The organism is Helicobacter valdiviensis, from assembly GCF_003245365.1.
In the GTDB taxonomy this organism is placed as follows: Bacteria; Campylobacterota; Campylobacteria; order Campylobacterales; family Helicobacteraceae; genus Helicobacter_D; species Helicobacter_D valdiviensis.
Window position 1 is genome coordinate 33345 of record NZ_NBIU01000014.1, and the last position, 10676, is coordinate 44020.

At 31.2% G+C, this 10676-nt stretch carries 11 protein-coding genes; 7 read left to right on the forward strand and 4 right to left on the reverse strand.

What is annotated here, in order from left to right; translation table 11 throughout:
- Nucleotides 1–555 carry a thermonuclease family protein gene (locus tag B6S12_RS05910; protein WP_111229877.1) on the forward strand — a complete coding sequence of 185 codons (555 nt, stop codon included), beginning with the start codon at nucleotides 1–3 and terminating at the stop codon, nucleotides 553–555.
- On the opposite strand, the gene B6S12_RS05915 is transcribed toward B6S12_RS05910, so the two are convergent.
- Both B6S12_RS05915 and B6S12_RS05920 read right to left on the reverse strand, forming a co-directional pair.
- Complete coding sequence (locus B6S12_RS05915; protein WP_111229878.1) at nucleotides 545–1864, reverse strand: apolipoprotein N-acyltransferase; 1320 nt, start codon at nucleotides 1862–1864, stop codon at nucleotides 545–547. The genes B6S12_RS05910 and B6S12_RS05915 overlap by 11 nt on opposite strands.
- On the reverse strand, nucleotides 1865–2368 hold the full coding sequence (locus tag B6S12_RS05920) for a YajQ family cyclic di-GMP-binding protein (protein ID WP_111229879.1): 504 nt from the start codon (nucleotides 2366–2368) through the stop codon (nucleotides 1865–1867). It abuts the gene before it with no gap.
- 111 nt (nucleotides 2369–2479) lie between these two features.
- On the opposite strand from B6S12_RS05920, the gene B6S12_RS05925 reads away from it, so the two are divergent.
- Genes B6S12_RS05925 through B6S12_RS05945 form a run of 5 tightly spaced genes read left to right on the forward strand, consistent with a single transcriptional unit; the run spans nucleotide 2480 to nucleotide 7175 of the window.
- Nucleotides 2480–3070 carry a CvpA family protein gene (locus B6S12_RS05925; RefSeq protein WP_111229880.1) on the forward strand — a complete coding sequence of 197 codons (591 nt, stop codon included), beginning with the start codon at nucleotides 2480–2482 and terminating at the stop codon, nucleotides 3068–3070.
- 3 nt (nucleotides 3071–3073) lie between these two features.
- The gene (lysS, locus tag B6S12_RS05930; protein ID WP_111229881.1) at nucleotides 3074–4582 is read left to right on the forward strand and encodes a lysine--tRNA ligase; all 1509 of its coding nucleotides are present in this window, start codon (nucleotides 3074–3076) and stop codon (nucleotides 4580–4582) included.
- 2 nt (nucleotides 4583–4584) lie between these two features.
- Nucleotides 4585–5835, forward strand: coding sequence for a serine hydroxymethyltransferase (locus tag B6S12_RS05935; protein ID WP_111229882.1), 1251 nt, complete (start codon nucleotides 4585–4587; stop codon nucleotides 5833–5835).
- A 20-nt stretch (nucleotides 5836–5855) separates the two neighbouring features.
- The gene (locus B6S12_RS05940; RefSeq protein ID WP_111229883.1) at nucleotides 5856–6401 is read left to right on the forward strand and encodes a DUF1882 domain-containing protein; all 546 of its coding nucleotides are present in this window, start codon (nucleotides 5856–5858) and stop codon (nucleotides 6399–6401) included.
- A 15-nt stretch (nucleotides 6402–6416) separates the two neighbouring features.
- Nucleotides 6417–7175 carry an SPOR domain-containing protein gene (locus B6S12_RS05945; protein WP_111229884.1) on the forward strand — a complete coding sequence of 253 codons (759 nt, stop codon included), beginning with the start codon at nucleotides 6417–6419 and terminating at the stop codon, nucleotides 7173–7175.
- 13 nt (nucleotides 7176–7188) lie between these two features.
- Here the strand turns inward: B6S12_RS05945 and B6S12_RS05950 are convergent, their stop codons facing one another.
- Nucleotides 7189–8013, reverse strand: a complete 825-nt coding sequence (locus B6S12_RS05950; protein ID WP_111229885.1) for a HemK/PrmC family methyltransferase — start codon at nucleotides 8011–8013, stop codon at nucleotides 7189–7191.
- Nucleotides 8013–9230, reverse strand: a complete 1218-nt coding sequence (locus B6S12_RS05955; protein WP_111229886.1) for a M48 family metallopeptidase — start codon at nucleotides 9228–9230, stop codon at nucleotides 8013–8015. Before B6S12_RS05955 ends, B6S12_RS05950 begins: the two co-directional genes overlap by 1 nt.
- Before the next feature lie 343 nt (nucleotides 9231–9573).
- On the opposite strand from B6S12_RS05955, the gene B6S12_RS05960 reads away from it, so the two are divergent.
- A partial coding sequence (locus B6S12_RS05960) for a nitrate- and nitrite sensing domain-containing protein (RefSeq protein WP_181450975.1) occupies nucleotides 9574–10676 on the forward strand: 1103 nt, incomplete at its 3' end.

Genomic DNA, 10676 nt, shown 5'->3' on the forward strand with positions numbered 1-10676 from the left:
ATGAAAAAAAGGATAATAGTAATAGTGTTGGTTTTTGCCTTTTTTTGTGTGGGAGCTTTTTCTTATGTGGCACCCTTAAATTTTCAGGTGCTTTTAAAGCATATTTATGCACCTACTTTATTTAGTGTGTATTCTAAAGATGCAGGAATGCTTTATTGTCAGCTTTATGGTGTAGCTGGAGTAAGTAAAGATTTTAAAGGAGATGGATGTGAGGTTTCCAAAAAAAGCGTTAAAGAAATGCGACATTTTGCACTTACATACACACAAAATAAGATTTTTTTAGAACAACAATATAGAGTGGGCTATGTAAAGGGTTGGTGTTTTTTGCAAAATGGAGGGAATCTTTTTAATTATGAGATTGTGCGTGATGGTTATGCAGTGGTGCAACATTTTGATGCTACTGCAGAAGCACAAGGAGTAATGGCAGATTTAGAAGAGTTAGAAGCGATTGCAAGAGAGGAAAAAAGGGGGCTATGGAAAGAATGGGAAAAAGAAATGAATTGCTTAAAGGTTACCTTAGGAGCGATTGCAAAAGAGCAGATTCCTAAGGAGTAAGCAAGAAACTTGGAGAGAAATTACTAGAATGATAAATGCTTGTGCCATAGTTTTTGGCAAAATATTGCATTAAGAGTTTTTGGAGTGTGGGCTCTATGCTTGGATAAAACCATGCATTGTTACTAATGGCGATTAAAAAAGGTGGAGAATTTTTGTAAAATTCCTCGCGTGTGGCTTCATAGCAAATTGCAATATTAAAAGGGATATTGTCAATTTTTGCGGTATTAAAGGAGATATTTTGGGCTGTGCTAAAATCTTCCCCTCCTTTAAAAAAATGCGTATTAATCCACTTTGCAATAGGAGTGGGAAGTGGGATATTTTCTCCAAAAGGCACCAAGATAACTTTGTCAAAGATTTGCAATTGCCCTTTATTGAAAAGATAGGCACTATTGAAAGTTTGCTCCTTATCATTTCTTAGGGCGCCTGTTAAGATGATAATATCTTGACTAAAAGCTTTTAAATCTTCAAGTAAATTGGGATAGAGATTAAGGGCTAGTGGAAAAGTAGTTTCTGGTAAGATTACCATATCATAGCCTTCATTTTTGGCAAGTTTTATGTGATTGAAATTTGTTTGTATATGTGAGGCTAGATTATTTTTATCCCATTTTTGATCTTGTGGGATAGAGGTTTGGAGGGTTTTAATTTTTAGATGAGAGAGAGTAGGAGTTTTTGCAAGATTTAAATTAGAACTTCCAAGAAGAATTAGAGAGCTTAAGAAAAAAACTCCTCCCATTTTATAGTATTTTTCAGCAAACATTTTTTGAGTAAGCATAATTATTAAGCAAAGACAAAAAAGTATGGTTTTAGAAGGCTCAAAATAGCTTGTAGTTAGCATAAGTTCTGGAATAAACCAATTAAACCCAAAAGGATGTAAAAAGCTTACAAGAACTAGCATTAAGGTGCGATAAAGTGGATTTTTAAAAAAACACATAAAATAAAAAATAATCCCATAAACTAATGCCACAAATAGCACAATAAATGGAATAAGATAGCTAAGATCATAATATCTAAAGCTAAGCCCTATCCAATAAAACCAAAAAATACCTACGAATCCTCCACAAATAAAAGCACCAAATTTTTTAAGATGAAAATAAAAAGCAAGTGCTATTAGTGCAAAAATTGTAGAAAGAAGTGGGGGATTATAGCTCTTAAAAAAATGCTCCCAATAGATAAAGGCACTAAAAAAAATAGCACAAATAAAAGGGATAAACAATTTTTCATAAAGAGCGTGAGATTTTTTAAGCTCTTTTTTTGGGCTTTCTTTGTGGCTATTTGTTTTTTTTGTGTTTAATTTTAACCAAGTTTTCATTTATGCAAAATTTCCAAAACTAAGAGGATTTTCTAAATCTAATTTTTTAAGATGTGCAATTACTTTTTGTAGCTCATCAATATCCTTGGATTTTACGCGGATTTCATTGCCTAAAATTTGTGTTTGGACTTTGAATTTTTGGTTTTTAATTTCACTATTAATGGTTTTTAAGCTTTTATCTTCAAACACATCATTAAGTTTGTAAGTAATTTTTGTATTACCACCACTTGCATTTTCATTTTTTATTTCTTTTAGGGATTTTAGTGATAGATTGCGTTTGATGAGCTTTGAATCTAGAATATCTTTAAGTGTATTTGCCTTATTTTGACTTGTAGCAAGAATACTTAATGTCTTTTCTTTTTCATTAAAATTAAACTCTTTTGCCTTATCATCTTTAAAATCAAAGCGGTTATTGATTTCTTTTTTTGCTTGTTCTAAAGCATTTTTAAACTCTTGAATATCAAGCTTTGAAGAGATGTCAAAACTATGTTCTTTTGCTGCCATTTTCATTCCTTTTAGAAAATAAATTATAATTTTATTGTAACATAAAACTTTTTTATGCTACTTTTGTGTAAAATATCAAAAAGAATTAAATTTTATTGAGTATGAGGCTGCATGAGTGAGTTAAATTATTTTGATATTATTGTTGGAATTATCATTGTTCTTTTAGGGCTTAAGGGAATTGTAAATGGTCTAATCCGTGAGTTTTTCGGAATTGTAGGGATTGTTGGGGGCGTTTATATTGCCTCTTTATTTTCTGATGATTTAGGAGCTTGGGTTAGTCAAAATGTGTATGAGTTTGCAAATCCATCTGCTGCTTCTTTAGTGGGTTTTTTAGTATTGCTTGTTTGTGTGTGGGGACTTTCTTTAGTGATTGCAGAGATTTTACACAAATTGATTTCTTTTAGTTCTTTAGTGATTATGGATAAGGCATTAGGGTTTGTGTTTGCTGTATTAAAAATTTCTGCAATTTTTGCAATAATTGTTTATGCATTGAGTAAAATTGAACTTGTAAGTCATTTTAGTGAGAAATATACCAAAAACAGCATTCTTTATCCAACACTTTTGGAAGTTGGCTCTAGGATTATTCATTTAGAAAGTTTGGAAGTAAATGGTGCAGGAGCAAAGATTGAAGCAACACAAGAAAAAGCAGAAGAAATAAAAGATAATGCACAAGAAACAGTGCAGTCAATGTTTGAGGAGTAGGAATTGTTTTTAGATGATATTTATGTAAAACAAAGAATCCAAAAAGCACAAAATTTAAGGGAGCTTGGAATAAACCCTTATGCAAATGCTGTGCAAAAAGGACAAAGCACAAAGGAATTTTTGGAGGCTTTTAAAGATTTAAAAGAAAAAAGCGAAGAAGAACGAAAAGATACTTCAAAAACTTCACAGGTTATAGGCAGAATTAAATTTATTCGCCTTATGGGTAAGGCTGCTTTTATTAAAATTGAAGATTATACAGGGATTTTGCAAATTTATTTATCTTCTAATGAATTAAGTGAAGGTTTTACGCATTTTAAAAAATATATTGAAGTAGGCGATATAGTTGTGGCAAAAGGTTTTCCTTTTGTAACAAAAACAGGTGAGCTTAGTATGCATGCATTAGAATTTAGTCTATTGACTAAAGCTATCAGTCCTTTGCCAGAAAAATATCATGGTTTAGTGGATATTGAAATGCGTTATCGTCAAAGATATTTAGATTTAATTATGAATAAAGAAGTGCGCGATAGCTTTGCATTGCGTTCTCAAATTGTTTCTAATGTAAGAAGATTTTTTGAAGAAAAAGAGTTTTTGGAAGTAGAAACTCCTATGATGCATCCTATTCCAGGGGGTGCTAATGCAAAACCTTTTGTAACTTACCATAATGCTCTTAATGTAGAGCGTTATTTAAGAATTGCTCCTGAACTTTATCTAAAACGCTTGATTGTGGGCGGATTTGAAGCAGTTTTTGAAATCAATAGAAACTTTAGAAATGAGGGAATGGATCATTCTCATAATCCTGAATTTACTATGATTGAATTTTATTGGGCACATAAAAATTATAAAGATTTGATGAAGCTTACAGAAGAGCTTTTTGCATATCTTTTAGAAAAGTTAAATTTGCCTACTAAAATTATCTTTAATGAAAAAGAAATTGATTTAGGCAATTTTAAGCAGATTTCTTATGTGGATTCTTTGGTGCAAATTGGTGGTGTTCCACAAGAAGTTGCTATGAATGAAGATAAGCTTTATGAATATCTTTTAAGTAAGGGCGTGAAGCTAGAAAGCAAAATGGAGTTAGGCAAGTTACAAAGTGAAGCCTTTGATGCTTTTGTAGAGGATAAATTGATTAATCCTACTTTTATTACAGATTTTCCTATTGCTATTAGTCCTCTTGCGCGAGCAAATGATGATAATCCAGAAATTGCTGATAGATTTGAATTATTTATTGGTGGAAGTGAAATTGCCAATGGATTTAGTGAGCTTAATGATCCTCTAGATCAACTAGAGCGTTTCAAGGCTCAAGTGGCAGCAAAAGAGGCAGGCGATGAGGAAGCACAGTATATGGATGAAGATTATGTGATGGCACTCTCTTATGGTATGCCTCCAACTGCAGGGGAAGGAATTGGGATAGATCGTCTTGTGATGCTTTTAACGGGCAATGTTAGCATTAAAGATGTAATTTTGTTCCCAGCATTAAAACCACAAAAAAAAGAAACCACAACAAAGGAATAATAATGAGCTATTTACTAGAGCAAACCGATAAAGAAATTTTTGATTATATTCAGTGTGAATTAGAGCGTCAAAATACGCATTTAGAAATGATTGCAAGTGAAAATTTTACTTTTCCAAGTGTTATGGAAGCTATGGGTAGTGTGCTCACTAACAAATATGCAGAAGGCTATCCTTATAAGCGTTATTATGGTGGCTGTGAATTTGTAGATAAGATTGAGGAGTTAGCAATTAATCGGGCTAAAAAGCTTTTTGGCTGTGAGTTTGCAAATGTTCAGCCTCATGCGGGTTCTCAAGCTAATGCGGCTGTGTATGCAGCATTATTAAAGCCTTATGATAAAATTTTAGGTATGGATTTAAGCCATGGAGGGCATTTAACCCATGGTGCTAAAGTAAGCACTAGCGGACAAATGTATCAAAGTTTCTTTTATGGTGTAGAGCTTGATGGGCGTATCAATTATGATAAAGTAGAAGAAATTGCAAAAAGTGTTAAGCCAAATCTCATTGTGTGTGGCTTTAGTGCTTATTCAAGAGAGCTAGATTTTCAAAGATTTAGTGAAATTGCTAAGAGTGTAGGGGCAATTTTGATGGCAGATATTGCTCATGTAGCAGGTCTTGTAGTAGCAGGTGAATACCCAAATCCATTCCCTTATGCAGATGTGGTAACAACCACAACACACAAGACATTAAGAGGACCTAGGGGAGGATTGATTTTAACCAACAATGAAGAATATGCTAAAAAGATTGATAAAGCAGTTTTCCCAGGAATGCAGGGGGGGCCACTTATGCATGTGATTGCAGGAAAGGCAGTAGGTTTTGGAGAAAATTTAAAGCCTGCTTGGAAAGAATATGCTAAGCAGGTTAAAATTAATGCAAAGATTTTAGCAAGCACACTTATGCAAAGAGGTTATAAGATTGTAAGTGATGGGACTGATAATCATCTTGTGTTATTATCTTTATTAGACAAAGATTTTAGTGGTAAAGATGCAGATTTAGCATTAGGTAATGCAGGAATTACTGTAAATAAAAATACAGTTCCAGGAGAGAGTCGCAGTCCTTTTGTAACAAGTGGTGTAAGGATTGGATCGCCAGCACTTACTGCAAGGGGCTTCAAAGAAAAAGAATTTGAAATTGTCGCACAAAAAATTGCAGATGTGTTAGATGATATACAAAATATACAAAAACAAGAGCAAATAAAAAATGAATTAAAGGAACTTGCGTTACAATTTCCTGTATATAATAAGGCAATATTTTAATAAAAGGGAAGCTAGAGTAAATGGTTACAGAATTAGATTTAAAACTGATTAAGATGATTACTTCGCATTATTGGATGAAACAAAGTGGAATTGGGCAAAAGATCCATCATAATGGCAGAATTTTTTATGATAAATTTCAAAAAGTAGAAGAGCCTTTAAGTAGGAATTTATTGCAAAGTCATTTTAAAAAGGAAATTACCATTGCTCATTCTCTTTTTAATGCACAAGATAAGGTAGAGAATATTGTGTTTGATTATAATGGGTTTAATGCGGAGCGTTTTTGGCATAGAGCACAGCTTCTTTTGCGTGAAGAGGGGTTTATTAACTTTACTGCTTATGAAACAAAAACTCCAGGACATTTGCATTTATATGTGCATAAAGGACACACCACTTTTCAAGAGGCCTGTCAATTGGCTAAAGTTTTGGGGGCGAAGTTGGCACAAAAAATGCCTACAGAATGGAAAATGTTTCCTTCGCTTGATATTCCTAAAAACTACAATATTTTAGTGGTTCCTTATGGAGTGTATAACAAAGAACGCGGTGCTTCATGGTCAAGACATATGTAAATTAAAGGAGAAAAAATGTCAGAAATCAAAATCAATAAAGAAGAAAAAGAAGAAGAGATTGAGTTAAACGATTTGTTAATTAGCGATGCAGAAGGAGAAGAAATAAAATCTAGTTCTAGTAAAAAGATTATGTTGCTTGGAGCAATTGTTGTTATTTTGTTTGCAGCAATTATCTTTATTATCTATCTTATGCAGGGAGATGATAATGCTAAAAATGCAAATACGCAGGCTCCTATGCAAACAGAGAAAGTGGAAATGCCACAGAATCTACCACCTATGCAGGCACAAGATGATAAACAAATTCCAATTAATACAAATACAAATACAGAAACTAGCAATACTGATGAACAATTTCAAAGAATTATTGATCAAATCAAATCACAACAAGCAGGTAATGTAGCAAGTAATACACAAGCTCCCAATGCACAAGAACCTGCAAAACCAAAAGAGCCTATCGCGCAAAACAAACCTAAAGAAGAAGTTAAAAGCCCTAAGGATACCTTTAAACAAATACAAGCAAATAGCCCACAAGAACAAGGAACAGAGGCTACTAAAGGTTTTTATATTCAAGTGGGTTCTTTTAGTAAATATTCTCCTAATAAGCAATTAATGAATGCGATTTCAAAAGAACAGCTTAGTTATCGTATGCAAAAAGCGGGAGATACCAATAGGCTTTTAATAGGTCCTTTTAATACAAAGGCAGAAGCTAAAGGAAAATTAGAGGAGATTAAGGCTAAAATCAATAAAGATGCCTTTATTAAAGAGATTAAATAATCTCTTTAAAGGCTTAAAATTCTAAAATAAAACCTCTATCTAATTGTGCTAAATCTTTATAAAAAACTAAATTTTTATAATTGAATTTTTGTGCATAGTTATAAATACTTTCTTTTTGATCATAACCCATTTCGCAAATTACAAAAGGAATTTCTAAAAAATAAGCCAAATCTATGAGATGGCATAGGATTTCATCGCCTCTTTTCCCTCCAAAAAGAGCAATGCTGGGCTCATAATCTAAAGGTTTTGGTAAAATAAAACCTTCTTTAATGTAAGGTGGATTTGAAATGAGCAAATCAAAAGACTTTTTTTTGCCACCATTAAAGTCCAGATAAGCACTTTTGTGTAAAGTTAGATTGGAAACTTGAAATTTTTCTTTATTAACAAAAGCATTAAATAGTGCTTCAGAAGAAATGTCGCTTGCTTGAAATATGCAAGAGGGTAGTATTTTAGCTAAAGTGATGCTTAAAATCCCACTTCCTATCCCCACTTCTGCGATATTTTTAAGATTGTTTTTTTGTATGGTTTGCAATGCTAAATCTACCAATATTTCACTTTCAGGGCGTGGAATTAACGCTCCATGTGAGATATAAAATTCGTTAGAATAAAAACTCACTTTTTCTATAATATATTCTATAGGCTCATATTTTTGACGCCTTTTGATAAAATTTAAAAATCTTTTTTGCGTAAAGTCATCTAATGGTTCTAAAAAATGTGTGTGAAGATAAATTCTCTCAACTCCCAAAGCATAAGCAAGAAGCAATTCAGCTTCTAAAAGATTCCTTGAAAAGTTTGCTAACTTGCTAGCTCCTAATTGTAAAGCTTCTTTAATAAGCATTAAGAGAGTGCCATTTTTTCACAATTTAGTGCAATAAGTCTTGCCATAAGGGGAGGGTGGCTATAATAAAATCTCATATAAAGCGGATGTGAAAGTGGAAAGGAATTGTTTTCTTTAACTAATACTAGTAGTGCTTTTGCTAAGTCTTCATTGCTTGTTAATTGTGCTCCAAATTTGTCTGCGTTAAATTCATTTTTGCAACTAAAAAAGCTAAAAATAGGCATAAAATAAAAACCTATTAAATTGCTAAAAAGAAGCAAAAAGATAATAAAAATATGGGGGGAAGATTCTAGATTTGCCAAAGAGAAAATTCCATAAGGGAGATTACCGATGGTAAAAAATAAGATGCTTAATAAAACAACCATAAAGCCTATCATCTTGTATATATCATTATGTTTAAAATGTCCTAGCTCATGTCCTAGAACAGCCAAGAGAGAGTTTTTGGAAATTTTTTCAATGAGAGTATCAAATAAAACAACCCGTTTTGTTTTGCCAAATCCTGCAAAATAGGCATTCAATCTCCCATCTCTTTTGGAAGCATCCATTACAAAAACACCACTTGAATGAAATCCTACCTTTTTTAATAAATCCTGTATGGATTGTTTTAAATCTTCATCTTCTAAAGGAGTGAATTTATTAAATAAAGGGGCTATAAGAGTAGGATAAAGGAGGTTGGTAGCCAAAATGAGGGTAACACTTAAAAGCAATGCATAAAGCCACCAATTTGTAATATTGCTAATAATAAAAACAAATGCAAATAATAAGGCTCCTCCAATAATTATGAGAAGCATGAAAGATTTTAAAGTATCTATAATAAAGAGTTTTAAACCTCCTTTGGCAAAGCCAAACTTTTTATCCACCACTAAAGTTTTATAAGCAGAAAAGGGAAGAGAAATTAAAGATTGAAAAAGCAAGAATATAAGAACAAATAAAACACTGCACAAAAGGGGTGAGCTAGCATTTAAAGAGTCAAGTTGGGATTGTAAAAAATTTAATCCAAATAAAAGCCAAAAACCTAGTAAAAAAAGATCTAAAATATTTTCAAACAAAGATATTTTTTCTTTAATAATTGCATAATTTGCAGCTTTAATAAAATCATTAGCAGGTAGAATATAGGCGGGTTTATTTTTTTCTTTGGAGAGAAAATTAAGCTGCATAAGACTTAAGATGAGTTTTGGTAAGCTTAAAAATAATCCATAAAATATTACTAAAGACAATAAAAATCCTTTAAAATAAATTTCGTAATTATATAGTTTTCTTTCTTAAAAACATTAGCTTTAATTTTTTATTTTTTTGTCAATTTTATTCTATTTTAAAAATTTAAATCTAGTTTGATTGTCGGTAACAAAATGTTATAAACACCTATATATCAGTGTTTGCCTTTTATTGAGAAAATATTTTTTAAATCTTTTAATACCCTAAAAGAAAAGTTTAAGATGACTGTGCTAGAATAACCTTAATCATAAAAAAGTTTTTAATTTATAAAATCTTGATAAAAATGGATTTTTAATATTAATAAATGAATTTTTGTAATGGTATTAAAATTTTAAGGAGGACAAAATGAGTATAAAAAGAAAACAAATTATTCTAGTTGCTTTTTTAATGTTGGCTTCTTTATGTTTTACAGTTGAATTGGTTGTGAAATATTATAATGAATACAAAAACATGAAATTGGTTCCTAATAAGGTTGATAATTATAGAATTTTAGTGGATTTGATTCATAATCTGCAGATAGAGCGAGGGCTTAGTGTAGGATTTTTAACGCTTAATAATGATGATAATTGGCAAAATGTTATCAATGCTAGAAACAAGAGTGATGCAATTTTGAAACAATATGAAAATTATCTTTCAGATATTCAAGGAAATTACCAAAAAAATGTGCTTAATGACAATCTTAAAAAGATACTAGCTTTAAGAAAACAAGTAGAATTATTAGAAGCTAAAGATTATGCTTTAAAAATGACAAAAGTTATTAAAAGCTTTATGAATTTATCTGTAGGGGAAGGATTTGCAATCTCTACTCTTAGTAATTCTCAAGATATTTATGATTATGTTTTGGCTTCTTATTATTTGGTAAATATGAGAGAAGCTACAGGGCTTTTAAGAGCAAATATTAATGCAGCTTTTTTGTCGGCAAAACCGAGTGATAATTTGCAAATTAAAAGTGTTTTTGAGAATTTAGGAATTTTTAATACTTATCTTTATCAGTTTGGGATTATTTTGGATAAATACGAAGGAGAAGCTAAAATCAAGCAAATTATGGAAGAAAACCAAAATAAATTTCAAACTTTAAATTCAAAATATATAGATATTTATGTGAAAAATTTTACAACAGGAACTTATGGAGCAAATGCATATTCTTGGTTTAAAGAAAGCACAGATTATATTAATACACTTAAAGTTTATGGCGATTATTTTCTGAAAAGAACACATGAAGAAGCTTTAAAAGATTTGCAAGAAATAGAAAGTGAAATGATTTTTACTCTCATATTATCTTTATTCTTTATAGTTGTGGGTATTATTTTATCTTTTTTGATTGTGAAAAATCTTATCCAATCTTTAAATTCTATTCAATCAACTCTTGGTGGTTTCTTCTCCTACCTAAACCATGAAAGCAAAAATGCTCCTAAGCCTATTAATGTAAAAAGCAATGATGAATTTGG